This window comes from Bradyrhizobium sp. WSM2793 (genome assembly GCF_000379585.1).
Lineage (GTDB): Bacteria > Pseudomonadota > Alphaproteobacteria > Rhizobiales > Xanthobacteraceae > Bradyrhizobium.
Genome location: NZ_KB902780.1, coordinates 163130 through 188302, shown reverse-complemented (window position 1 = coordinate 188302; position 25173 = coordinate 163130). Strand labels below are relative to the sequence as shown.

Below are 25173 nucleotides of genomic sequence, written 5' to 3'. Positions count from 1 at the left end.
ACTCCAGCACTTACGGACTGAGCGCGACGCGGAATCCATGCGTGGGGTAACGGACATTGGTGTCGTAACCATCGCGGTTGGATGGCCTCACATATCTCGCATCGTTCTTCCACGAGCCCGAGCGCAGAACGTGCGAGCTGCAGTCGCCGCCACCCCATGCCGAGCCGTCAGTGGGTGCGCCCTGATAGGTCCTGTGCCAGCAGTCCTCGACCCACTGATCGATACCGCCACCCATGTCGTGGAGGCCGAACGGATTCGGCTTGAAGCTGCCGACCTTCGCCGGCTGCTCGGCCGCGAGGTCACCGCAATCCTTGCAGCCGGCCATGCCTGGCTGAAGCTTGTCGCCCCACCAATATTTGCTCTGCGTGCCGCCGCGCGCGGCATATTCCCATTCGGCCTCGCTCGGAAGCCGGTAAGGCTTCTTCGTCGCCTGCGCGAGCCAGGCGGCATATTGCTGCGCGTCGGTCCAGCTCACATTGCCGATCGGCGCATCCTCTTTGCCGGTGGCGGTGAAGCCGCACGCCTTTGCAGCCGCGCATTCGTTCCATTCCTGCACCGTCACCGGATATTTGCCGATCGAGAACGGTTTGACCGTGACCTGGTGGACAGGACGTTCGGTCGGATCGTCATTGCTTCCCATCGCAAAGCTGCCGCCGCGAATGGGGATCATCTCGGGTTCTCGGACCGCCGTCACCGATGGAGCGGATGCCGGAGATGGTGAAGGCGATGCTGCGGGCGACGGCGTCGTTGTGGGCAAGGGAGAAGCCGCGGGTGCAGCTTGGGGCGCCGGTGCCGCCGGGCTCGGTAACGACGGAACGGATTGCGGCATCGGCGAAGCCGACGGCGCCGCGATCGGAGGAGCGGCAGCCTGTTGCCCCACCTGGCTGCGGTGCTGCACCAGCACGTACCAAAGCACGTAGCCGGCAATCACCAGCAATGCCATGATCAGAAGAAAGAGCAGCATGCTCTCGCGCCGGCCGCGCGTCCTGCCGACTGCGTCTGCGTCCGGCAGCACGCGATAGACGCGCACCGGATCCGTGATGTTCTTGACCTTGCGGTCCCCGAGCGACTCATAGCCGCACACCACCTTGTGCTTGATCTGCTCGTAGATCGCGCCTGAGATATAGACGTGACCGGGCTCGGCGATACCCTCGATACGTGTGGCGATGTTGACCCCGTCGCCGTAGACATCGTCCGGCTCCACGATGACGTCGCCGAGATTGACGCCGATCCGGTATTCGAGCCGTGAATGCTTGGGAAGCGGGGCGTTGCGGCCGATGAGATTCTGCTGGATGACGATGCTGCATCGAACGGCCTCGACAGGACTGTCGAAGATGGCGATGAAGCCGTCGCCCGTCGTCTTCACCAGCGTGCCATGGTGCTCGACGATGCTGGGCTGGATGATATCCCGCTCGATCCGCTTGACGCGGACATGCGTGCCCTCCTCGTCGGCCTGCATGATGCGACTGTAGGAAGCGATGTCGCCGACAATGATCGCCGCGAGGCGACGAGGCATGGGGCCGTGTGGAGGCGGCTCGTCCTGATTTCCGGATCTGAAGTTGCGAATTTCGCCCATTGCGGGGGACTCCACAAACCTACAAAGGCAGCCCCAGCTTACGACCGCTAAAGGCGATCGTCTGTGAAGGCTATCACATTGATGAAATGGAGCAATGTCGAAGGACTCGCAGGGATCGAGTTCCGGAAGGCGAAGGCATCGCATCGGTTGAACCTTCCTCGCCCTCCCGGTGACTAACGCCGTGCCTGGAACTGTCCATCCCGCTCCGCGCTGTGATGATCATGTACGACTTGCGCGGGTTGAACGCGTCGCACCTGGGCCGCGTCTAAAGCCTACAGCTCGCTCCTGCGTTCGAGGCCATCATGAAGCTTTCTCTCCTGACTGCCCTCGCCGTTGCCGCACTCATCAGTACGGCCCACGCGGAAGAGGCCGACGACGTCCGCGAAGCCAGCAAGGCCGAAGCCGAGACCTTCAACACGCGCATGTATGCGGGCGCGCCCGGCAACAAGGCCTATGCCTGCTTCGTCCGCCGCTACGATGCGGAGCACCTGGCGCGGCATCCGAAGCAGAAGGTTGCTTCGATGAAGCTGCTGATCTCGGCCGAGTTGGACAAGGAAGACAAGGAGCTGCACAATTCCTTCCGCCTCGGTTTCAGGTACCGCCATCGCTCCGGCGATTTCGACTCCAGCGGTTCTTGCAACCACGCCGTATTCACCAAGGACGGCAACGAGGTTCGCCTCGGTTGCGGTGTCGATTGCGAAGGCGGTGGCATCGGCGTTGCGCTGTCCAAAGACGACAAGTCGACGATCGTGCGGCTCGAACGCGTCCGGGTCTGGCAGAACAACAAGCCGGATGACGAGGCCGAGCGGTCGCTGGTCGGCGGTGCCGACGACAGGATCTTTCGGCTTGATCGCACCGACAACAGCGAGTGCGCTTCGCTGGTGACCGACCGCAAGGAACTCGCCGCGCTCCGCCACAAATGATGATATGTCTCCGGCAAAGTCAGTCGAGGGAGATCGCCATGAACCGGCGGAACATCTTGTGGAGCGCAATCTCGGCCCTCGGCGCGGCATTCGGTGCCTCCGGCGCGAAAGCCGCGACGGGAGCGGGCGCGGGCAACAAGCTGAAAGTGGTCTACCATCTCAGCGATGCCGAGAAGGTCAACTTCGTGCTCGGCAACATCCAGAACCACATCGACGGCGTCGGCGGTCCTGATCACGTCACGATCGCGCTGGTGATCCACGGCCCGGCGCTGAAGGCATTCCACTCGGCGCAGGCGAACCCCGACATCAGCAAGCGCGTCGGCGAATTCTCCAAGGACGGCGTCGAGCTCGCCGCCTGCGGCAACACGATGAAGGCGCAGAACGTGACGTTGACCGAGCTGCTGCCGGGCTTCGTCAGCGCGGAAAAGGGCGGCGTGGTTCGTTTGGCTGAGCTGCAGTCGCAGGGGTATCTTTATCTGCGGCCGTAGGGGCTGCTTCTTACCCACACGACAAGTGCACTCCCTCCCCCGCCTGCGAGGGTTCGGGAGAGGGTGGCTCCGCAGAGGGACAATCCCCTAGAGGAAAAAGCCCTTACCCGGCGCGCGGGTCGATGCTTTGCATCGCCGGACGCGCCGACCTCTCCCGCAAGCGGGAGAGGTAAGGCGGAGCTCGCAGCGCCCCCCAAACTCATCTTCATCCCGCTTGACTCACCCATAACCCCGCGGTTATGAGTTAACCTATAACTTCCTGGTTATGGATTCCCATGTCTCTCGCCCCCGACCTCCTGTTCCGGACGCTCGCCGACCCCACAAGGCGGGCGATCTTCGAGCGGCTGTGCCGCGAGGGGGAGCAGACGGTCGGGGCCCTGACCGTGAGATCCGGCGTTTCCCAGCCGGCCGTCTCGAAACATCTCGGCGCGTTGAAGCTGGCCGGCCTCGTGCGGGACCGCCATGAGGGGCGGCAGACCCACTACAGCGCGCAGCCCGGCGCACTCGATCCGCTGCGCGACTGGACCAGCCAGATGACCGGATTCTGGCAGAGGCGGCTCGACGCACTCGACGATCTCCTGAAGAGGATGGACCAATGACCGAAGCCTCAAGCGAAACACGTTCCGTCGTCGTCGAGCGCGAATTCGCCTTCCCGGCCGAGCGGCTCTGGCGCGCGCTGACGCAGCCGCATCTGATCGAGGAATGGCTGATGAAGAACGACTTCAAGCCGTCAGTCGGTCATCGCTTCAATCTTCGCGGTGAATGGGGTGGCGTGCTGGACTGCGAGGTGCTCACCATCGAGCCGCAGAAGACGCTCGCCTACACCTGGAATTTCTCGCATGAGGACGCGGCGTTCGACCTCAGGAGCGTCGTGACCTTCACGCTGACGCCGACCGGCGCGGGCACTCACTTACGCGTCGAGCAGGCGGGCTTCAGCCCGACGCAAAAGCAGGCTTACGGCGGCGCGCATGCCGGCTGGAAGCAGTTCCTTGCCAAGCTGGACGAGGTGCTGGCGCGGGAGGAATAGCCCCGGCCGGCCGTATCCATTCCAATCATTTCTAGAGGGAGACCCCAGTGAGCACAGACATGTGGATTCGTCAGATCCATCGCTGGCTGTCGATGGCTTTCACGCTCGCCGTCATCGCCAACATCGTCGCCATGACCATGCAGCTCCAGGCGGTCTGGATAGGCTTCCTGGCGCTCGTCCCGCTGATCCCGCTGCTGGCGACCGGGCTCTATCTGTTCGCGCTGCCCTATCTCGGCCGCCGCGGCAACGCGTGATGCGAGGCGAGACGATGAAGAAGGCAGTAGCGGAGAAGAAGAGCAGCACCAAGGACGCGACTGGGCCGTCGCCCTCCAAGCTGATCGACGGCAGGATCAAGGAGCTCGGCGACTGGCGCGGCGAAATGCTGGCGCGGGTCCGCGGCCTGATCAAGCAGGCCGATCCTGAAGTTGTCGAGGAATGGAAATGGCGCGGCGTTCCCGTCTGGGAGCACGACGGCATCATCTGCACCGGCGAGACCTACAAGGAAGTGGTGAAGATGACCTTTGCCAAGGGCGCGGCGCTGGACGACCCGGCCGGCCTGTTCAATTCCAGCCTCGACGGCAACGTGCGGCGCGCCATCGACATTCGCGAAGGCGAGAAAATCAACGAGAAGGCGTTGAAGGCGCTGATCCGCGCGGCGGTGGAGCTGAATGGGTCGAAGAAGAAGGCGGCGAAGAAGCCGGTAAAGCGCTCGGCATAGAACAGCCGTAGTGCAGTGCCTTCCTTCTCCCCTTGTAGGAGGAGGTGGCGCGAAGCGCCGGATGAGGGGTCTCTATCGGCAGTGGAAGGTGTGGAAAGATACCCCTCACCGAAGTGAGCTTGTGTCTGCCGTCCTCCCTGCCCTCTCCTACAAGGGGCGAGGGCACATCAACGCGCATCTCGCCTTATTGCCGCGCAGACGGCAGCCTCACGCCACCGCCGCCGGGATCGGGCGCGGGCTCACGACGTATTCGCGCATGACCTTGTCGTTGGCATCGACCTCGATCAGCGCGACGTCGTAGGTCCAGAGATCGGCCAGGTGCTGCAGCACCCGCTTGGCATCGGTCTCGTTGAGTTGCGAGCCCTTGATGACGTGGTGGTGCAGGATCAGCCGGCGGTCGCCGGAGAGATCGACGTCGACCACCTCGATATTGGCGTCGATGAAGCCGACATCATGCTGCCGTGCCAGCTCGCGGCGGACGCGGCGGAAGCCGCGCTCGTCGTGGATGGCATCGACCCGGATGCCGGCGCGCTCCTCGGGATCGTCGTGCAGATGGAACATGCGGAAGTGCCGCATCAGCTTCGGGCTCAGGAACTGGGCGATGAAGCTTTCGTCGCGGTAGTTGGCCCAGACGTCGCGCAGCACGCCCATCACGTCGCCCTTGCCGGCGATGTCGGGGAACCATTCGCGGTCCTCGTCCTCCGGTTTGGTGACGATGCGCTCGATGTCCTGCATCACGGCAAAGCCGAGTGCATAGGGGTTGAATCCGGAGAAGCGCGGGTCGTCGAATTCGGGCTGGAACACCACATTGGTGTGCGATCCCAGGAATTCGAGGAAATTGCCGTCGGTGATGCGGCCCTGCTCGTGCAGCCTGGTCATGATGCGATAGTGGACGTAAGTCGCCGTCCCCTCGTTCATCACCTTGGTCTGGCTCTGCGGATAGAAATATTGCGCGATGTGGCGGACGATGCGCAGCAGCTCGCGTTGCCACGGCGCCAGTCGCGGCGCACTCTTCTCCAGGAAATAGAGCAGGTTTTCCTGCGGCAGGCCGAGCAGCTTGCGGCGGCGCTCGATGCTGAGCGCGGACCGGCTCTTGGCCGCGCCCTTGGGGACGGTGCGCCAGAGGTCGTTGAAGACCTCCTCCTCGTGCTGGCGACGGCGCCCTGCCCGCTTCTCTTCGGCCCGCAGATCCAGCTTCTTCTTGCCGGGATAGCGGTCGATGCCGTGCGACATCAGCGCATGCGCGGCATCGAGCGTCCGCTCGACCTCGACGCGGCCGTAGCGCTCCTCGCATTGCATGACATACGTCTTGGCGAAGTCGAGATAATCCAGGATGCCGTCGGCGTCAGTCCACTGCTTAAACAGGTAATTGTTCTTGAAGAAGTGGTTGTGACCGAAAGCGGCGTGCGCGATCACCAGAGTCTGCATCGTCGCCGTGTTCTCCTCCATCAGATAGGAGATGCAGGGCGAGGAGTTGATCACGATCTCATAGGCGAGCCCCATCAGGCCCTTGCGATAGGACGCCTCATGGTAAGCGAATTGCTTGCCGAACGACCAGTGCTTGTAGAACAGCGGCATGCCGACGGAGGAGTAAGCATCCAGCATCTGCTCGGCGGTGATGACCTCGATCTGGTTCGGATAGACGTCGAGCCCGAGATCCTTCGTCGCCACCGCCTCGCAGGCATCGGTGATGCGCTGCAAGGTGTGGAAATCCCAATCCGCGCCTTCGAACAATCGTTCCGTCATGGAGCGGCTTTCTCCTGGGCAGTTTCGCGGCGCTGGAATAGATCGTGGAACACCGGAAAGATCTCGCTGCGCTCGCTGACCTTGCGCATCGAGAGCGGTGCGCCGCTGTTGCGCAGGCGGTCGTAGAGAGTCCAAAGCGAGGAGTCGGAGAGATCGAAGGCGCTGCCGCCGGATTCCCCGACCTCGAGATAGGCAAAGAACTGACAGACCGGCAGGATCTTGTCGGTCAGCAGCAGCCCCGTGAGCTCGCCGTCGGAATAGGAATTGTCGCCGTCGGAGGCCTGCGCGGCGTAGATGTTCCAGTCCGACGGATTGAAGCGCTCGCGCACGATCTCGTGCATCGCCTGCAGCGCGCTCGAGACCAGCGTGCCGCCCGAGGCCGGGCCATAGAAGAAGGTCTGCTCGTCGACCTCCTCGGCGCGGTCGGTGTGGCGGATGAAGACGATCTCGACATGCTTGTAGCGGCGCTTCAGGAACACGTAGAGCAGCATGTAGAAGCGCTTGGCGAGATCCTTCATGTGCTCGGACATCGAGCCCGACACGTCCATCAGGCAGAACATCACCGCCTGCGCCACCGGCTTCGGCACCGTCTCGAAGCGGCGGTAGCGGATGTCGAGCGGATCGATGAAGGGAATCCGCTTGGTCTTCGCCTTCAGCTTCTCGAGCTGGGCGAGAAGCACCCCAAGCTCGTCCTCGTCGGTGCAGGCGGCGATCGCGGCTTCCAGTTCCTCGATCTCTTCCTTGCGGGGACGCTTGAGCGCGATGCGGCGGGCGAGCGCCAGCTTCACCGTCCGGCTCACCGAGATGTTGGCGGGCGAGCCCGACGTGGTGTAGCCGGCGCGCTGAATGCCCTCGCTCTCGGTCTGCGCGATCTTGCGCTTGGCCAGGTCCGGCAGCTCGAGATCGTCGAGGAAGAGATCGACGAACTCGTCGCGGGAGAGCACGAAGCGGAAGGCATCCTCGCTGTCGCCTTCGCCCGGGCCGGAATTCTTGGCGCTGCCCTGGCCGGAGCGCTGCAGATAGTCCCCCTCGATGAACTTCTTGTTCCCGGGCAGCACCATGTCGCGCGTTCCGCCTTCGCGGCGGAAGCGCGGCTCGTGCATGCCGTCCAGCGGGATCGTGACCTCACCACCCTCCAGGACGTCCTTGATGTCGCGTTCCTGCGAGGTCTTCTTGACGGCGCCCTGCACCAGGGATTTGGCCCGACGCAAGAACCGCTGGCGGTTCTCAAGACTCTTGCCGCCTGGATTCAGGCGCCTGTCAATAATGTGAATGGGCACTTTACCATCCGCCTCAACCGGCCTGCTTCACACGCATGTACCATTCGACGAGCCGGCGAACCTGACGCTCGGTGTAGCCACGCTCCACCATGCGTGCGACGAACTCGCCGTGCTTCTTCTCCGTCTCGCCGTCCTTCTTCGATCCGAAAGAGATGACCGGAAGCAGGTCCTCGACTTGCGAGAATATCCTCTTTTCGATCACGTCGCGAATCTTCTCGTAGGAGGTCCAGGTCGGATTTTTGCCACCGTTCTGGGCCCGCGAGCGTAACGAGAATTTGACGACCTCGTTGCGGAAGTCCTTGGGGTTGGCGATGCCCGCCGGCTTCTCGATTTTGGTCAGCTCCTGGTTCAAAAGCTCGCGATCGAGCAGCTGGCCGGTGTCGGGATCCTTGAAGTCCTGGTCCTCGATCCAGGCGTCGGCATAGTCGACGTAGCGGTCGAACAGATTCTGGCCGTAATCCGAGTAGGATTCCAGATAGGCCTTCTGGATTTCGTTGCCTATGAACTCGGCGTAGCGCGGCGCCAGATCCGCCTTGATGAATTCGAGATAGCGTTTCTCGACTTCCTCCGGCAGCTGCTCCCGGCGGATCGACTGCTCCAGTGCGTACATCAGATGCACGGCGTCGGCGGCGACTTCCTGCGGATCGTGGTTGAAGGTCGCAGCCAGGATCTTGAAGGCGAAGCGGGTGGAGACGCCGTCCATGCCCTCGTCGACGCCGGCGGCGTCGCGATATTCCTGGACGCTGCGCGCCTTCGGATCGGATTCCTTCAGGCTCTCGCCGTCGTAGACCCGCATCTTGCCGAACAGGGTGGAGTTCTCGTGCTTGCGCAGGCGCGACATCACCGAGAACCGCGCCAGCGTCTCCAGCGTCGAAGGCGCGCAAGGCGCCGACGCGAGCTCGGAGCCCTGGATCAGCTTCTCGTAGATCTTCTGCTCTTCAGTGACGCGCAGGCAGTAAGGCACCTTGATCACGCAGATGCGGTCGATGAAGGCTTCGTTGTTCTTGTTGGCCTTGAAGCTCGCCCACTCGGCCTCGTTGGAGTGCGCGAGGATGACGCCGGTGAACGGAATCGCGCCGATGTTCTCGGTGCCGATATAGTTGCCCTCCTGCGTCGCGGTCAGCAGCGGGTGCAGCATCTTGATCGGCGCCTTGAACATCTCGACGAACTCGAGCACGCCCTGGTTGGCGCGGTTGAGGCCGCCGGAATAGCTGTAGGCGTCGGGATCGTTCTGTGCGTAGGTTTCGAGCTTGCGGATATCGACCTTGCCGACCAGCGAGGAGATGTCCTGGTTGTTCTCATCACCGGGCTCGGTCTTGGAGATCGCAATCTGGCGCAGCCGCGACGGCTGGATTTTTGCGACACGAAACTGGGAGATATCGCCGCCGAAGGCTTCCAGCCGCTTGTAGCACCACGGGCTCATCAGGCCGGTGAGACGACGGCGCGGAATGCCGTATTTCTCTTCCAGCATCGGTCCGAGATGATCGGGATCGAACAGGCTGAGCGGGCTCTCGAACACCGGCGAGAGCTCGTCGCCGGCCTTGAGCACGTAGATCGGATGCACTTCCATCAGCGACTTCAACCGCTCGGCGAGCGAGGATTTGCCGCCGCCGACCGGCCCGAGCAGATAGAGGATCTGCTTGCGCTCCTCTAGGCCCTGCGCCGCATGGCGGAAGAAACCAACGATGCGCTCGATGGTTTCTTCCATGCCGTAGAAGCCGGCGAAGGCCGGATAGGTGCGGATCGTGCGGTTCAAAAAAATACGGCCAAGGCGTGGGTCCTTGGCCGTGTCAATCGTGTGGGGCTCGCCGATCGCCGCTAGTAGTCGTTCGGCCGCGTTCGCGTATTTCATGGGATCGCTTCGACACGATTCCAGATATTCCGCCATCGACATGTCGTGCTGGCTTCTCGCCTCGAACGACCGAGCGAAAGCGTTGAATAGAGAATCGTTGTACATGATCCCTCTCCGCGTGAGTTCCGCTACAAGCTGAAACGAAAGCAGTTACCGGACCGTTCCTCAGGCCGTTTCGAATCAGCGTGAGCACATGACGATCATTGGACACCCGGGTGCCGACACCACGCAACGCACAACGTAGGCACTCGTTGAGTTACGAACAGGCACCTGCCCGTATTTTGTGCGAATCTCTGTCTATATTGGCTCATTTCCAGAAAATGTCACTCAGTCGCAACATCCGGGCGTTACCGGGGATGAGTCCATCCGGCGTTGCAGCATAGCGATCTGCGAGCGGCGATCTTATGACGCTTGTACGGCGAAGCCTTGAGCGCCGCCTTGGTTTCCACCTTGGGTGCCGCGTTCATCTTCCTGCTGCAATGCGGCGCGCGGAGTGCTGGCAGCGTGACAGTCGCGGCAAGCGAGCAGCAATGTATCAAAATCGGTCGCCAGGCCGTCCGACAGGATGACGATACGATCGTTTCGCACGCAACGGGCCAAATCGCGGATGCCGCAGAGCTGCTGCTGCAAGGCCGGCGTCGGCGTCAGCACGATCATCTTGTGGCCGCGGCTTTCCTCAGCCGAAATCTCTGCAATCGAATCCCACGGCAGAAATTCATTGCCGATGCGGAGATCGCGGATGCCGTAGGGGGTGACGACCACCACCGCCCCCCGTTCTGCGGGCAGCATCCAGATCAGCCAACAGGTCACCAGGCCGAACAGCGCGACGCCGGCATAGCCGAGCGTCGTGTCGTAGTCGCCCAAACCGTCCCACAAGTCGAAGGCGAGGCTGGCGCTGAGCAGGGTCATCGCAAAGCCCGCCGCGACCAGCAGCCGCAACCGCGTCGCGCATCGCCTGATTTCGAGATCGCGGGATGCGTCGATGGTCATGGCAGATTGCTGGCTGTCGGCGACACCAAACGCCAGACCTTCAGGATGGGCGTGCATGCTCTTCCCCAGCATGGCCATTCGCGGCCGAACCACGATGCACCAGACGGACCGGAATCCGCTGATGGCACTCCACGCAGCCACTGGCTGACGACGAAGCGGCCGGCATTACGCAACGAGACCCGGCCGAACCTTCGGCCAACGACTTTTTACGCAACAACCGCTACTCCCGCCCGGATCGCCATGATCGCGACGGAGTTACACTGGAGGTATGACGCCTGTACCCTTGATTGGTTCCCTCCCGGGTGCATGTAAGCTAGAGGATAGCGCGTCAGGACCGGCGCGGAAACCCCTCGCCCGCAGGCTTGGAGATAAATAAGCATCATGAATCCCGTCAAAGAACTGGAAAAGCACGGACAAGCCGTCTGGTTGGACTTCCTGGCCCGCGGCTTCATTGCCAAGGGCGACCTGAAGCGGCTGATCGAGACCGACGGCGTCAAGGGCGTCACCTCCAACCCCTCGATCTTCGAGAAGGCGATCGGCAGCTCGGACGAATATGACGCCCCGATCGGCAAGGCGCTGAAGCGCGGCGACCGGACCGTGACCGACCTGTTCGAGGCCGTCGCGATCGAGGACATCCAGAACGCAGCCGACGTGCTGCGCCCGGTCTATGACCGCCTCGAGGGCGGCGACGGCTATGTCAGCCTGGAGGTCTCGCCCTATCTCGCCATGGACACATCAGGCACGGTCGCTGAGGCTCGCCGGCTCTGGAATGATGTTGGTCGCAAGAACCTGATGGTGAAGGTGCCGGCGACGCCGGAAGGCCTGCCGGCGATCGAGCAGCTGATCGGAGACGGCATCAGCATCAACATCACGCTGCTGTTCTCCAAGGCGGTCTACCTCCAGGTGGCCGAAGCCTACATCGCCGGCCTCGAAAAATACGTCGCAGGCGGCGGCGACCCCTCGCATGTCGCGAGCGTGGCCAGCTTCTTCGTCAGCCGTATCGACAGCGTGGTCGACAAGCAGCTCGACGACAAGATCGCCCGCGCCAACGATCCGTCCGAGAAGGAGCGGCTCGCCGCGCTCAAGGGCAAGGTCGCGATCGCCAACGCCAAGGTCGCCTACCAGGACTACAAGCGCCTGTTCTCGGGTCCCCGCTGGGACAAGCTCGCCGCCAAGGGCGCCAAGCCGCAGCGGATGCTGTGGGCCTCGACCGGCACCAAGAACAAGGATTACAGCGACGTCCTCTATGTCGAGGAGCTGATCGGTCCAGACACCATCAACACCGTGCCGCCGGCAACGCTGGATGCGTTCCGCGACCACGGCAAGCCGCGCGACAGCCTGGAAGAGAACGTCGAGGACGCCTACCGCGTGCTGGAAGAGCTGGAGCGCTCCGGCGTCTCGCTCGACGACATCACCGAGGAGCTCGTCAAGGACGGCGTCAAGCTGTTCGCGGACGCCGCCGACAAGCTCTACGGCGCCGTCGCCCACAAGCGCGCCACGGTGCTTGGGCCCGCGCTGGACCGCCAGTCTCTCTCGCTCGGCGACGGGCTCGACAAGGCCGTAACCAAGAGCACGGAGGAATGGCGGGCGTCCGCGAAAATCCGCAGGCTGTGGCAGCGCGACAAGTCGGTCTGGACCGGCACGGACGAGGACAAATGGCTCGGCTGGCTCGACAGCGCCGCCAAGGCCGACGTCGCCGATTACGAGGACTATGCCGGCCGCGTGAAGGGGCAGAAGTTCTCCGACGCCGTCGTGCTCGGCATGGGCGGATCAAGCCTCGGGCCGGAGGTGCTGGCCGAGACTTTTGGGAAAAAGCCCGGCTTCCCGAAGCTGCATGTGCTTGATTCAACCGATCCGGCGCAGGTGCGGGCGATGGAGGCCCGGATCGACATCTCCAACACCGTGTTCATCGTCTCCAGCAAGTCCGGCGGCACCACCGAGCCGAACGCGATGAAGGACTATTTCCATGAGCGAGTTGCGCAAGCACTCGGCCCGAAGGCGAAGACCGGCTTCCGCTTCATCGCGGTGACCGATCCCGGCTCATCGCTGGAGAAGGCCGCCAAGAAGCTGAACTACGCCCGCATCTTCCATGGCGAGCCCTCGATCGGCGGACGCTATTCCGTGCTGTCGCCATTCGGCCTCGTGCCGGCGGCGACCGCCGGCATCGACGTCAAGACCTTCGTCAAGCATGCGCTGGCCATGGCGCGCTCCTGCGGACCGGACGTGCCGCCGAGCGAAAACCCGGGCGTGCAGCTTGGCCTTGCCATCGGCCTCGCCGGCCTCGAAGGCCGCGATAAGGTGACGATCCTGTCGTCGAAGAAGATCGCCGATTTCGGCGCCTGGGCCGAGCAGCTCATCGCGGAATCGACCGGCAAGGAAGGCAAGGGCCTGATCCCGATCGAGGGCGAGCCGCTGGGCGATCCTTCCGTCTACGGCAACGATCGGTTCTTCATCGACATCCGCGTCGAGGGCGAAGCGGATGCCGCGCATGACTCCAAGCTTGCCGCGATCGAAGCGGCCGGCCACCCCGTCGTGCGCATCGTGATGAAGTCGATCGACCATCTCGGCCAGGAGTTCTTCCGCTTCGAGATGGCGACCGCTGTGGCGGGCTCGATCCTCGGCATCAACCCGTTCGACCAGCCGGACGTGGAAGCCGCCAAGATCAAGACCCGCGAGCTCACGGCGTCGTTCGAGAAGACCGGCGCCTTGCCGGAAGAGCAGCCGGTGGTCAGCACCGATGAGGCCGATCTCTACACCGACGAGGCCAACGCCACCGCGCTGCGCGCCGCCGGCGCCAACGGCGACCTCACCTCGTGGCTCAAGGCGCATCTGTCGCGCTCCGGCGACGGCGATTACGTCGCCCTGCTCGGCTACATCGCGCGGGACAAGGTGACTATCGACGCGCTTCAGGCCATGCGGCTAGAGGTCCGCGAGAAGCGGCAGGTCGCAACCTGTGCCGAATTCGGACCGCGCTTCCTGCACTCCACGGGGCAAGCCTACAAGGGCGGGCCCGACAGTGGCGTGTTCCTCCAGATTACCGCCGATGATGCCAAGGACCTGGCGGTGCCGGGCCAGAAGGCCAGCTTCGGCGTGATCAAGGCGGCGCAGGCACGCGGCGATTTCGACGTGCTCACCGAACGCGGCCGGCGCGCGCTGCGCGTGCACCTCAAGGGCGGACTCAAGAAGGGTCTCGCGACACTCAATGCGGCACTCAACGACGCGCTGAACTAAGGGAATATCGCAGATGCAACTCGGCATGATCGGCCTCGGCCGAATGGGCGGCAACATCGTTCGCCGCCTGATGCGCCAGGGACATTCGACCGTGGTCTATGACAAGGACGCCAAGGCCGTAGCGGGCCTTGCCGCGGACGGTGCGGTCGGCTCCTCGACGCTCGAAGACTTCATCTCGAAGCTTGAGCGGCCGCGCACGGCCTGGGTGATGCTGCCTGCGGGGCACATCACCCAGACCACGATCGACACGATCGCGGGCGTGATGCAGCCAGGCGACGTCATCATCGATGGCGGCAACACCTTCTGGCAGGACGATGTCCGCCGCGGCAAGGCGCTGAAGGAACGCGGCATCCACTATGTCGACGTCGGCACATCGGGCGGTGTCTGGGGCCTCGACCGCGGCTATTGCATGATGATCGGCGGCGAGAAGCAGGTGGTCGACCGGCTCGATCCGATCTTCGCCGCGCTGGCGCCCGGCGCCGGCGACATTCCACGCACGGAAGGACGCGAGGGCCGCGATCCCCGCATCGAGCAGGGCTACATCCATGCCGGCCCGGTCGGCGCCGGCCACTTCGTCAAGATGATCCACAACGGCATCGAATACGGCCTGATGCAGGCCTATGCCGAAGGTTTCGACATCCTCAAGAACGCCAACATCGCGGCTCTCCCGGCAGATCACCGCTACGATTTCGATCTCGCCGACATCGCCGAAGTGTGGCGGCGCGGCAGCGTGATCCCGTCCTGGCTGCTCGATCTCACCTCGACGGCGCTCGCCGACAGTCCGCAGCTGACGGAATATTCCGGCTTCGTCGAAGATTCCGGCGAAGGACGCTGGACCGTGAATGCGGCGATCGACGAGGCCGTGCCGGCCGAAGTTTTGACCGCGGCGCTCTACACACGTTTCCGTTCCCGCCAGGAACACACCTTCGCCGAAAAAATTCTCTCCGCGATGCGCGCAGGTTTTGGCGGTCACAAGGAGCCGAAGCAGCCGGGCGCCGCGAAGCCCAAATTAGAGCTCAGTAAGCGTAACTAAGCGAAGGCCGACAATTCGTGACAAAAGACCCGCAAGTAAAGCGCAAGCCGGAAAATTGCGCCTTCGTCATCTTTGGCGTGACCGGCGACCTCACTCATCGGCTGGTGATGCCGTCGCTCTACAATCTGGCGGCCGAGCATCTGTTGCCGGAAAAGTTCTGCGTCGTCGGCGTGGCCCGCAGGGGGCAGTCGGATGACGAACTGCGCAACAGCCTGTTGAAGGGACTGCGCCAGTTCGCGACCCGTCCCGTGGACGACGACATCGCAAAGAAGCTGCTGGAATGCGTGACCTTCGTCGAGGCCGATCCGAAGGACCCGCCGTCGTTCGATCGCCTGCGCGAGCACCTGGATTCGCTGGAATGCGCGCAGGATACCGGCGGCAACCGGCTGTTCTATCTGGCAACGCCGCCCACTGCGTTCGCACCGACGGCGCGCGAGCTCGGCCGCACCGGCATGATGAAGGAGAACGGCGCCTGGCGGCGGCTGGTGATCGAAAAGCCGTTCGGGACCGACCTCGCCTCGGCCAAGGCGCTGAACGCCGAGTTGCTGAAGATTATGGACGAGCACCAGATCTACCGGATCGATCATTATCTCGGCAAGGAGACCGTGCAGAACATCCTGGTGCTGCGCTTTGCCAACGGCATGTTCGAGCCGATCTGGAATCGCAACCACATCGACCACATCCAGATCACCGTGGAAGAGAAGCTCGGCGTCGGCCATCGCGGCGGCTTCTACGATGCCACCGGCGCGCTGCGCGACATGGTGCCGAACCATCTGTTCCAGCTGATGTCGCTGGTGGCGATGGAGCCGCCGGCGCGCTTCGACGCCCATTCCGTGCGCTCCGAGAAGGCCGAGGTGCTCACGTCGATCCAGCAGCCGAGCCGGGAGGATGCGCTGAAAAACTCGGTCCGCGCGCAATATCTCGCGGGCCGCGTCGGCGACGACGATATCCCGGACTACCACAAGACCCAGGACGTCAAGCCCGGCAGCAGCACCGAGACCTTTGTTGCGCTGAAACTGATGATCGACAATTGGCGCTGGGCCGGCGTGCCGTTCTATTTGCGCACCGGCAAGGCGCTGGGCCACAAGCGCACCGAAGTCGCGATCAAGTTCAAGCAGGCGCCGCTGTCGATGTTCTCAGGCACGACCGTCGATCGCCTGTCGCAGAATTTTCTCACCATCGGCATCGCGCCGACCGAGACCATCGAGCTGCAGTTCAACGCCAAGATCCCGGGGCCGAGCGTCACCATCGACGGCGTCGAGATGAAATTCCGCTACGGCGATTATTTCCGCGCCGATCCCTCGACCGGCTACGAGACGCTGATCTACGACTGCATGATCGGCGACAACATCCTGTTCCAGCGCGCCGACGGCATCGAGGCCGGATGGCAGGCAGTGCAGCCGTTCCTGGACGCCTGGAAAAGCGCGGGCACCAACGGCATCGAGACCTATGAAGCCGGCAGCGACGGCCCGGCCTGCGCCGACGAGCTGCTCCGGCGCGACGGACGAAGCTGGCGGAAATTTTCGTGATGGCGGCGGCCGGACTGCCGGAGCTGATCGTCGCGGCCGACGCCGGGGCGCTGGCGCAAGCCGCGGCCGAACGGGTGATGGCGCGGATCACGGCCAACCCCTCGCGCATCGCGATCTGCCTCACCGGCGGCTCCAGCCCGAAAAAGCTCTATCAATTGCTCGGCAGCGACCCCTGCCGCGGCAAGATCCCGTGGGACCGCGTACACTGGTTCATCGGGGACGAACGTTTCGTGCCTGAGAGCGATCCGCTCAACAACATGGCGGTCGCGCGCGCGGCCTTTCTCGACCGCAATGCGCCCTCCGGCCATATCCACCCGATCCCGACCACGGCTGACAATCCGGACCGAAGCGCTGAGGCCTATGCGCGCGAGCTGCAGGCCTTCTACGGTTCTGAAAGTCTCGATCCGGCGCGGCCGTTGTTCGACCTGGTCCTGATGGGCGCCGGCCCTGACGGTCACACCGCCTCGCTCTTCCCGGGCTTCCCCGAAATCGAGGAGACCGAACGCTGGGTCGTCGGGGTGCCCAAAGCCAATGTCGCGCCTTTCGTGCCGCGGGTCTCGCTCACTTTGCCCGCTTTGGCGTCTTGCCACGAAATGCTGTTCGAGATTGCCGGGCATGACAAGCAGCCGATCTTGACGCGCCTCGTCAATGGCGAGACTCTGCCGGCCTTACGCGCGCGCTCGAATGGTGAGACCGTCTGGCTGGTCGACAGGGCCGCGCTTCCGGAGGGAATTCGTGGCGGGCGTTGAAGCACCTTGTGCATTGATCGTGATGGGCGTGTCGGGTTCGGGCAAGAGCACGGTTGCGGAAGCACTCGGCGAGCGGCTCGGCTGGCGCTTCGAAGACGGCGACAGCTTTCATCCCGCCAGCAATGTCGAGAAGATGCGGGCCGGCCATCCCCTCACCGACGAGGACCGCTGGCCCTGGCTCAACGCCATCGCCGACGAAATCGCACAGGTTTGCGATAAGGGCGGGCATATCATCATCGCCTGCTCGGCGCTGAAGCACACCTATCGTGACGTGCTGCTGCGTGGACGCGACGACGTCCGCTTCGTGTTCCTGAAGGGAACCAAGGAGCTGATCGCCGAACGGCTGGCGCAGCGCAAGGGGCATTTCATGCCGCCTGGGCTACTGACGAGCCAGTTCGATACGCTGGAGCCGCCGGAGGCGGGCGAGCACGTCATCACCGTCTCGATCGACGAGACCGTCGAAGCGATCGTGGACGGCGTGGTGCGGCAGCTGAAACTGGGTACTGCGAAACGCTGAGGCAAAACCGTTAGGTCCTGTCATGACGCAAATCTCACTCGTAGTGTCCGACGTCGACGGCACGCTGCTGACCAAGGACAAGACGCTGACGGAACGCGCGAGGAGTGCGGTGCAGCGGCTGCACAAGGCCGGCATCGGCTTCACCATCACCTCCAGCCGTCCGGCCATCGGCATGCGCTTCCTGATCGAGCCGCTGGCGCTCTGGCTGCCGGTCGGCCCGTTCAACGGCTCCTCGATCGTCGATCCGGAGATGCGGCCGGTCGAGCAGCACCTAATCCCGGCCAGCGCGGCCGAGCGGTCCTTGCAGATCCTCCGCAAGTTCGGCGCCGACATCTGGCTGTTCACCACCGACAAGTGGCTGATCGACAACCCCAGCGGTAAATACGTCGCGCACGAGCAGCATACGATCCGCTCCGATCCCACCATCGTGACGGACTTTTCGCCTTACCTTTCGAGCGCCTGCAAGATCGTCGGCGCCAGCGCCGACGCCGCCAGGCTCGAGGCTTGCGAGAAGGCGATGCAGGAGGCGCTAGGCAACGAGGCAACGGCAGTGCGCTCGCAGACCTATTATCTCGACATCACCCCGCCCGGCTTCAACAAGGGCACCTTCGTCGAGGCGATGGCCAGGCGCCTGGGCATTGCGACCGGCGCCGTCGCCACCATCGGCGACATGCAGAACGACCTTGCGATGTTCGCCGTCAGCGGCATCTCGATCGCCATGGGCAACGCCACCGACAACGTCAAGGACCAGGCGACGCACGTCACCGCGAGCAACGAGCAGGATGGTTTTGCCGAAGCGATGGAGATGATCTTGAAGCGGAATGGGGTGGGCTGAGCGATCGGCCTAATTCGGTGTGCGATCTTGGGAATTGAACATCTCACTCTTCTGGATGATGGCGCGCAGCTATTCCGGCGGGCGCTGACCTCAGATGCGGTGAGCCAGCTCAAGGCAATTCTGTCCCATCTGCCGCCTGACCACGCGGGCCTGAGACTAAGAGGCGTCGAAGGCCTCGCGCCCTTCCTGGCCACGAGCGGAGATATCGGAAGCTGTGCCGCGTCGGCGCTCGGAGAAGCCTGCCGCCCGGTCAGGGCCATCCTGTTCGACAAGACAGCTGCGACGAACTGGGCGCTGGGCTGGCATCAGGATCGCACGGTCGCCGTGAAAGCGCGCGTACCGGTCGACGGCTTCGAAACATGGAGCATCAAGAGCGGCATGCAACACGTCGAGCCGCCCTTCGCATTGCTATCGGGTATGGTAACTTTGCGAGTTCATATTGATCCTGTCCCGGCAAGCAATGCGCCGCTTCTGATCGCGCCCGGATCGCATAAGCTTGGGCGGATTGCCGAGGAGGACGTAAAGGACGTCGTCCGGCATTGTGGCACCATCGCGTGTGTGGCCGAGGCAGGCGATATCTGGCTCTATGCGACGCCGATTCTCCATGCATCCGACGCGGCGACCACTCCGATGCATCGCCGCGTCCTGCAAGTAGACTTTGCCGTAGGCGAGCTTGCGGGCGGCCTAGAGTGGCTCGGGGTCTAGGGGCAAGCGGCTATGACTACTTCGACCGCTGCACCGCCGGCTTCTCGCTCTCCTGTCTTGCCGCCGACAGATTATGCGCGGTGTTGATCAGCGCGATGTGCGTCAGCGCCTGCGGGAAATTCCCGGTCTGGCGCCGGGCGACTGAATCGTATTCCTCCGCCAGCAAGCCGACATCGTTCGCGATGCCCACGACGCGATCGAGCAAGATCTGCGCCTTGTCGAGATCGCCGGCGAGCACATGGGCATCGGCGAGCCACAGGCTGCAGGCCAGAAACGCGCCTTCGAGCGGCGGCTGCCCCGCAGGCAGCTCGCGCGGATCGTGCCGCAGCACGAAGCCGTCGCGCATCAGGCATGTCTCGACCGCGGCGATGGTGCCACGGATGCGCGGGTCCGACGGCGGCAGGAAGCCCACGGCCGGCAGGAGCAGCACGCTGGCGTCGAGCAGCTTCGAGCTGTAGGATTCGACGAAGGCATTTTCCTCCACGTCGAACCCCCGGTTGCAGACGTCGCGATGAATGGCCTCGCGCAAGGTACGCCAGTGCAGCAGCGGCGCCTTGAAGCCGAAGGTCTCGGCGCTCTTGATGCCGCGGTCGAAGGCGACCCAGGTCATCACCTTGGAGAAGACGTAGTGCCTGGGCTGGCCGCGCCGCTCCCAGATGCCGTGATCGGGCCGGTCCCACACTTCGGCCAGATGATTGAGCACGGCACATTCCAGCGCCCATGTCGTTTCATCATCGAGCTTGAGCTTGGCCATGCGCGACTGGTGGAAGGCGTCGATCAGCTCGCCGTAGACGTCGAGCTGGAGCTGCGCATGCGCGGCATTGCCGACGCGCACCGGCCTCGCGCCCTCATAGCCGTCGAGCCAGCCCGCCTCCCATTCCAAGAGCCGCCGCTGGCCCCAGATGCCGTACATGATCTGCATGTTCGCCGGCGAGCCGGCCGCCGCGCGCAGCAGCCAATTGTGCCAGGCCAGGGCTTCCTCGGTATAGCCCGAGTTCATCAGCGCCAGCAGCGTGAAGGTGGCGTCGCGCAGCCAGCAGAAACGATAATCCCAGTTCCTGCTGCCCCCGAGCTTTTCCGGCAGCGAGGTGGTGGGTGCCGCGACGATGCCGCCGGTCGGCGCGAAGGTCAGCGCCTTCAGCGTGATCAGCGAGCGCATGACGAGGTCTTGATAGTCGCCGTCGCGGGTGCAGTGGCCGCACCAATCCTGCCAAAACTTTTCGGTGTCCTGAAGCGCGATCTCCGGATCGATCGGCGCGGGCGGCTCCAGATGCGAGGGGCCGTAGGTCAGCACGAAGGGTACCGTCTCGCCGGCCTTCACCTCGAAATCGGACACCGTGGTCAGATCCTCGCCGCGGGTCTCGACCGGCGTGCGCAGCACCGTCATGTCCTGGCCGGCGATTGCCATCAGCGAATGGTCGATCCGCCGCACCCAGGGGATATCGGTACCGAAGCCGAAGCGGATGACGAGCTCCATCCGCATCTTCACCGCGCCGCTGACGCCGCGGACCAGCCGCACGATGTCGGACGCCTTGCCGCGCGGCGGCATGAAATCGATCAGCGCGACGGTGCCGCTCTTCGTCTCGAAACGCGTTTCGAGGATGAGAGTGTTGCCGAGATAGCGGCGCGAAATCTTCGTGACGTCCTCGCCCGGTGCGATCAGCCAGCGGCCATTCTTGTGGGTGCCGAGGATGGCGGCAAAGCAGGCATCGGAATCGAAGGCCGGCCAGCACAGCCAGTCGATCGAGCCGTTGCGCCCGACCAGCGCCGCGGTCTCGCAATCACCGATCAGCGCATAGTCCTCGATCCTCTGAGACAATGTCGTGCGAGCCTTGAAAGAGCCCTTGTAACCCTCGCGCGTCAACTCCCGCCATTCAGCGAACGTTCCCGCGTCGCGGCTCGCAAGGCCGTGAGGTCGACCTTCGCGGCGATCTTGTCGAGCGCGACCGGCAAGCGCTGACGCCAATTCGGATGTTCGTCGATCGTGCCGGGAATGTTGGGCTGGTCGATCACGCCGAGCAGATCCTCCATTGAGACCGCGAGCAGCCGCGACGGCGTGCGCGACAGGAAGGCCAGCACGGAATAGAGGTCGTTGGCACGAATGCCGTTCTGGCGCAGGATCTCGTCGAGCCTGCCGAGCGCATCCCAGCGCGCCTGGTCGTTCTCGCCGGGATCGAGCCCGAGCGAGCGCTTCATCTTGAGGTCGCTGAAGGAGCGCCAGCCGGCATAGGTCGACAAATCATGCGTGTTCAGCGTGACCAGCGCGTTGGGACGGTAATGGTCGACGTTGCGGAAATGGCCGGCATCGTCGCGCTCGAACATCATGACGAGATAGGACCAGATACCGAAATCCTGCATCATCTCGCGAAAACCTTCCGGCACGGTGCCGAGGTCCTCGCCGATCACGATGCATTTGTGGGCCGCGCTCTCGCGCGCCACCGCGCCAAGCAGCGCCTCGAACGGCATCTGCACATAGGCACCGTTGTCCGGCTTGAAGCCGCGCGGCACCAGATAAAGCCGCTTCAGCCCGAGCACGTGATCGAGCCTGATAGCGCCGGCATGGCGCATTGAAGCGGCGAGCATGTCGGCGAACGGCACGAAGGATTGCGCTTCCAGGCCGCCGGCGTTGAAGCCGGCAAGGCCCCAGTCTTGGCCGATGGTGTTGAGCACGTCGGGCGGCGCGCCGACGGCGAGATGACGGGAGATCGCCATCTGCTCGTTCCAGGCATCGAAGCCGTTGGACTGCACGCCGACGGCGACATCGAGATAGAGCCCGACGCGCATGCCGAGCTGGCTGGCAAGCTCCTTGGCAGCATGCAGCTGGCTATCTGCGGTCCATTGCACGAATTCGACGAACTCGACCTCGCGCTTGTCAGGCCCATTGCGCAAGCTGGCGCATTTTGCCTCATCCGGTTGCTGCCATTCAACCGGCCATTCCCACCATGGCGCGGTGAAACGATGGCGCAGCACCTCGAAGCAGGCGAAGCGGGACAATAGGGGCGCGCGGGCGGCGCGGAAGGCGTCGAACGCCTTGCGGCGCGCCGCGCTTGCCGTCGTCACGAAGCTGTCAAAGGCGGCGCGCAGGCCCAGCCATTTCAAAGCCGCCATATCGGCATAGGGAACGCGATCGCCTTGGCGCAGACGGGCGGCGGTCGCGGCGGCGTCGGGGACGAGGTCGGGGGAAAATTCCGGGATCGCTTCGACGTCGATATAGAGCGGATTGAGGAACAGCCGGCTGTTCGGCGAATAAGGGCTGCAATCGGCCGGGTGGTCGTCGAACAGGACATGCAGCGGATTGAGCCCGACGCCGTCGGCTCCGAGTTGCTTTGCGAGCCGGACCAGGTCGGCAAGATCAGTGAAATCGCCGATGCCCCAATTGCGGTCCGAACGGACGCTGTAGAGCTGCACGGCAAGCAGCCAGCCGCGGTCGAAATCGCCGCCGAAGGCGCGCTCGGGCGCCACGATCATCGGCACCTCTTCCGTCACACCTTCCGCATCAGTCAGTGTCAACCGGTGATAGCCGAGCGGCAGGCCGGCAGGCCAGGCGATCACGGGCTCGCGGGCCTTGCCCTCGGCGATCACCTCCGCCTTTGCGGTCAATTTCCACTTCAGCGGCGGCGCGCCGATCGTCGCCAATTCGGTGCGCGGATGCCCTAAGGCGCGGACCACGACCGGCCCGCTGACGAAGCGGTAAACCCGCTTCTCCGGCAGGGCATCGAGGATGGATTTGAGGGCCACGGGATCGGTGACCCGCAGCTTTCCGAGGGCGTCGATGAATTCGGATTGAACGCCCTTGATGCGGGCTTGAGCTAAAAGATCCATTCGGCACGCAGCTTGCAGGCCACCCTTTTGCCGGGGGCATCAATTTTAACGAGACGGTGGAAGACGTTAGTCAGCCCTAACTCGCAGACCGCGCTACCCGTTCCCGAGGGAACTAATGACACACAACCGGCTTTCTATATAGGTATCAAGCGTAGGTTCCCGACAAGGGAAACGGGCTCCTGCTTTCTTGTCAATGGCATCACCGTGAACAAGACAATTCAAACTGTCGAAAGTGCCGCAGCCGGCAGCGCTTTCCTGATCGAGGACGTCTATCCCGCAATCGACGCCGGCCGCTTCGCCGTGAAGCGGATCGCGGGTGAGCGCATGGAGGTGTGGGCCGATGTCTACCGCGATGGCGATGCCGTGGTCGGGGCCGCGCTGATCTGGCGCCGCGAGCAGGACCGCGACTGGAAGCACGAGCCGATGGACCATCGGGGCAACGACCGTTGGTCCGGCGGATTCACACCTGTTGAGCCCGGGCAATACGTCTATGCCGTCGAAGCCTGGACCGACGAGTTCGCCACCTGGTCGCACGGGGTCGCGCGCAAGCAGCGAATGGGTGCCGATGTCAGCCTCGATGCGATCGAGGGGGCCGGGCTCCTGACCAAGGCGCATGGCGCACGACGGGACGCGGCGGCCGTCATCGTCAGACAGTGCGAGGATTATCTTCAGACCGGCGATGTCGCCTCGCTGCTTGCCGCCGAACTCGGCAATGCCATGGCAGAGAGCCAGTCCAGGCCAGACCTGACCCGCTCGCAGCCCTTCCCGCTGACCGTCGACCGCGACAAGGCGCGCTTCGGCGCCTGGTATCAGATGATGCCGCGCAGCCAGAGCCAGGTCGCCGGCCAGCACGGCACGCTGCGAGACTGCATCGCCCGCGTGCCTGATATCGCCGCGATGGGTTTTGACGTGCTCTATTTCACGCCGATCCACCCGATCGGCCGTCGCCGCCGCAAGGGCCGCAACAATGCGCCGGTGGCAACCGAAGGCGAGCCCGGCTCGCCCTACGCGATCGGAGCCGCCGAGGGCGGCCACGATGCGCTGCATCCCGAGCTCGGCACCATCGAGGATTTCCGCGCACTGGTCGCGACCTGCCTGGAATATGGTCTCGAGCTCGCGCTTGATTTCGCCGTGCAATGCTCGCCCGACCATCCCTGGCTGACGCAGCATCCGGAATGGTTCAAATGGCGGCCGGACCGCTCGGTGCGGACGGCCGATGGACCCTATTCGGACATCGTGATCCCCGATTTCAATTCCGTCGACCGGGCCGGGCTATGGAATGGGTTTCGCGACGCCATGCTGTTCTGGATCGACCAAGGCGTCACCATCTTCGCCATCGACAACCACGACACCGCGCCGCTTGCGTTCTGGGACTGGCTGATCCGCGACATCCGCCGCCGGCATCCCGAGGTGATCCTGTTCTCCAAGACGTTTGCCCGGCCGAAGCTGATGAAGGGCCTCGCCAAGCTCGGCTTTGCGCAGTCCTTCACCTATTTCCCCTGGCGCACGACAAGGTGGGAGCTGGAGCAATATCTCGGCGAGCTGACGCGCTATCCCGAGCGCGACTTCTATCGCCCGAACCTGTTCGTCAACACGCCCGACCTGCTGCCCTATCATCTCCAGAGCGGCGAAGCCTGGGTGTTCAAGTCGCGCGTTGCGCTGGCGGCAACATTGTCGGGCAGTTACGGCGTCTACAGCGGGTTCGAGCTGCTCGAACACGAGGCGATGCCCGGCCGCGAGGAATATCTGGATTCCGAGAAATACCAGATCCGGCAACGCGACTGGGACCGTCCCGGCAACATCAAGTCCTACATTGCCGCGCTCAACCGCATCCGCAACGACAATGCCGCGCTCCAGCAAACGGCGAACTTGCGGTTTCTCGGCGTTGAAGACGGCGAGACGATCGCCTTCGTCAAGGAAGCGGCCGAGCCTGCCAATACCGTCCTCGTCGTGATCGCGCTTTCGGGCCATTTGCGCGAGTGCTGGCTGCCGCTGGGCGACGTCACCGTTGACGCCGGCGGGCAGCGGCACCATGTGACGAAACTCGAAAACCTTCTCACCGGCGAACAGTCCCGCATCGAATGGGGCGGGATCAGGTTGCGTATCGATCCCGACCGCGATCCGGCGCTCTTGTTCCGCTGCCTGGCGTAAG

21 protein-coding genes are annotated in these 25173 nt (G+C 63.8%); 14 read left to right on the top strand and 7 right to left on the bottom strand.

Annotation, left to right across the window (positions count from 1 at the left end; all coding sequences use genetic code 11):
- Positions 1-10: 10 nt before the first annotated feature.
- Entirely contained in the window at positions 11-1576 is a 1566-nt protein-coding gene (locus tag A3AS_RS0115760; protein ID WP_018318539.1) for an SUMF1/EgtB/PvdO family nonheme iron enzyme, read from the bottom strand.
- 302 nt (positions 1577-1878) lie between these two features.
- Here A3AS_RS0115760 and A3AS_RS0115755 point away from each other — a divergent pair, with 302 nt between their 5' ends.
- The 6 genes from A3AS_RS0115755 to A3AS_RS0115730 all read left to right on the top strand — a co-directional run bounded on the left by A3AS_RS0115755 (position 1879) and on the right by A3AS_RS0115730 (position 4732).
- Positions 1879-2499 (top strand): hypothetical protein, encoded by a 621-nt coding sequence (locus tag A3AS_RS0115755; RefSeq protein ID WP_018318538.1) that lies wholly within the window; start codon positions 1879-1881, stop codon positions 2497-2499.
- A gap of 38 nt (positions 2500-2537) precedes the next feature.
- Positions 2538-2987, top strand: a complete 450-nt coding sequence (locus tag A3AS_RS0115750; RefSeq protein WP_018318537.1) for a DsrE family protein — start codon at positions 2538-2540, stop codon at positions 2985-2987.
- 275 nt (positions 2988-3262) lie between these two features.
- Complete coding sequence (locus A3AS_RS0115745; RefSeq protein ID WP_018318536.1) at positions 3263-3586, top strand: helix-turn-helix transcriptional regulator; 324 nt, start codon at positions 3263-3265, stop codon at positions 3584-3586.
- On the top strand, positions 3583-4014 hold the full coding sequence (locus A3AS_RS0115740; RefSeq protein ID WP_018318535.1) for an SRPBCC domain-containing protein: 432 nt from the start codon (positions 3583-3585) through the stop codon (positions 4012-4014). Before A3AS_RS0115745 ends, A3AS_RS0115740 begins: the two co-directional genes overlap by 4 nt.
- Before the next feature lie 59 nt (positions 4015-4073).
- On the top strand, positions 4074-4268 hold the full coding sequence (locus A3AS_RS0115735; protein ID WP_018318534.1) for a hypothetical protein: 195 nt from the start codon (positions 4074-4076) through the stop codon (positions 4266-4268).
- Between the two features lie 14 nt (positions 4269-4282).
- Positions 4283-4732 (top strand): DUF1801 domain-containing protein, encoded by a 450-nt coding sequence (locus tag A3AS_RS0115730; RefSeq protein WP_026202036.1) that lies wholly within the window; start codon positions 4283-4285, stop codon positions 4730-4732.
- Between the two features lie 207 nt (positions 4733-4939).
- Here the strand turns inward: A3AS_RS0115730 and A3AS_RS0115725 are convergent, their stop codons facing one another.
- The 4 genes from A3AS_RS0115725 to A3AS_RS0115710 all read right to left on the bottom strand — a co-directional run bounded on the left by A3AS_RS0115725 (position 4940) and on the right by A3AS_RS0115710 (position 10678).
- Entirely contained in the window at positions 4940-6478 is a 1539-nt protein-coding gene (locus A3AS_RS0115725; protein ID WP_018318532.1) for a SpoVR family protein, read from the bottom strand.
- Positions 6475-7752 carry a YeaH/YhbH family protein gene (locus A3AS_RS0115720; RefSeq protein ID WP_026202035.1) on the bottom strand — a complete coding sequence of 426 codons (1278 nt, stop codon included), beginning with the start codon at positions 7750-7752 and terminating at the stop codon, positions 6475-6477. The genes A3AS_RS0115725 and A3AS_RS0115720 overlap by 4 nt, the downstream gene beginning before the upstream one ends.
- Positions 7753-7771: 19 nt before the next feature.
- Positions 7772-9715 carry a PrkA family serine protein kinase gene (locus tag A3AS_RS0115715; RefSeq protein ID WP_018318530.1) on the bottom strand — a complete coding sequence of 648 codons (1944 nt, stop codon included), beginning with the start codon at positions 9713-9715 and terminating at the stop codon, positions 7772-7774.
- A gap of 297 nt (positions 9716-10012) precedes the next feature.
- Positions 10013-10678, bottom strand: a complete 666-nt coding sequence (locus A3AS_RS0115710) for an STM3941 family protein (protein ID WP_018318529.1) — start codon at positions 10676-10678, stop codon at positions 10013-10015.
- 303 nt (positions 10679-10981) lie between these two features.
- On the opposite strand from A3AS_RS0115710, the gene A3AS_RS0115705 reads away from it, so the two are divergent.
- The 7 genes from A3AS_RS0115705 to A3AS_RS0115675 are packed head-to-tail and all read left to right on the top strand — an operon-like array spanning position 10982 to position 19199.
- The gene (locus A3AS_RS0115705; RefSeq protein WP_018318528.1) at positions 10982-13831 is read left to right on the top strand and encodes a bifunctional transaldolase/phosoglucose isomerase; all 2850 of its coding nucleotides are present in this window, start codon (positions 10982-10984) and stop codon (positions 13829-13831) included.
- 13 nt (positions 13832-13844) lie between these two features.
- Positions 13845-14864 (top strand): phosphogluconate dehydrogenase (NAD(+)-dependent, decarboxylating), encoded by a 1020-nt coding sequence (gene gnd / locus A3AS_RS0115700; protein WP_018318527.1) that lies wholly within the window; start codon positions 13845-13847, stop codon positions 14862-14864.
- 17 nt (positions 14865-14881) lie between these two features.
- The gene (gene zwf / locus A3AS_RS0115695) at positions 14882-16393 is read left to right on the top strand and encodes a glucose-6-phosphate dehydrogenase (protein WP_018318526.1); all 1512 of its coding nucleotides are present in this window, start codon (positions 14882-14884) and stop codon (positions 16391-16393) included.
- The gene (gene pgl / locus A3AS_RS0115690; RefSeq protein WP_026202034.1) at positions 16393-17142 is read left to right on the top strand and encodes a 6-phosphogluconolactonase; all 750 of its coding nucleotides are present in this window, start codon (positions 16393-16395) and stop codon (positions 17140-17142) included. Before zwf ends, pgl begins: the two co-directional genes overlap by 1 nt.
- Complete coding sequence (locus A3AS_RS0115685) at positions 17129-17659, top strand: gluconokinase (RefSeq protein ID WP_026202033.1); 531 nt, start codon at positions 17129-17131, stop codon at positions 17657-17659. Before pgl ends, A3AS_RS0115685 begins: the two co-directional genes overlap by 14 nt.
- A gap of 22 nt (positions 17660-17681) precedes the next feature.
- Positions 17682-18494: a Cof-type HAD-IIB family hydrolase gene (locus A3AS_RS0115680; RefSeq protein ID WP_018318525.1), complete on the top strand. Its 813-nt coding sequence runs from the start codon at positions 17682-17684 to the stop codon at positions 18492-18494.
- Positions 18495-18521: 27 nt separating this feature from the next.
- Positions 18522-19199, top strand: a complete 678-nt coding sequence (locus A3AS_RS0115675) for a phytanoyl-CoA dioxygenase family protein (protein ID WP_018318524.1) — start codon at positions 18522-18524, stop codon at positions 19197-19199.
- Between the two features lie 16 nt (positions 19200-19215).
- Here A3AS_RS0115675 and A3AS_RS0115670 read toward each other — a convergent pair whose 3' ends face one another.
- Together A3AS_RS0115670 and malQ are read right to left on the bottom strand one after the other, a co-directional pair.
- Positions 19216-21018 carry a glycoside hydrolase family 15 protein gene (locus A3AS_RS0115670; protein ID WP_026202032.1) on the bottom strand — a complete coding sequence of 601 codons (1803 nt, stop codon included), beginning with the start codon at positions 21016-21018 and terminating at the stop codon, positions 19216-19218.
- A 41-nt stretch (positions 21019-21059) separates the two neighbouring features.
- The gene (gene malQ, locus A3AS_RS0115665; protein ID WP_018318522.1) at positions 21060-23021 is read right to left on the bottom strand and encodes a 4-alpha-glucanotransferase; all 1962 of its coding nucleotides are present in this window, start codon (positions 23019-23021) and stop codon (positions 21060-21062) included.
- Between the two features lie 204 nt (positions 23022-23225).
- Here malQ and A3AS_RS0115660 point away from each other — a divergent pair, with 204 nt between their 5' ends.
- Positions 23226-25172: a maltotransferase domain-containing protein gene (locus tag A3AS_RS0115660; protein ID WP_018318521.1), complete on the top strand. Its 1947-nt coding sequence runs from the start codon at positions 23226-23228 to the stop codon at positions 25170-25172.
- Position 25173 lies beyond the last annotated feature (1 nt).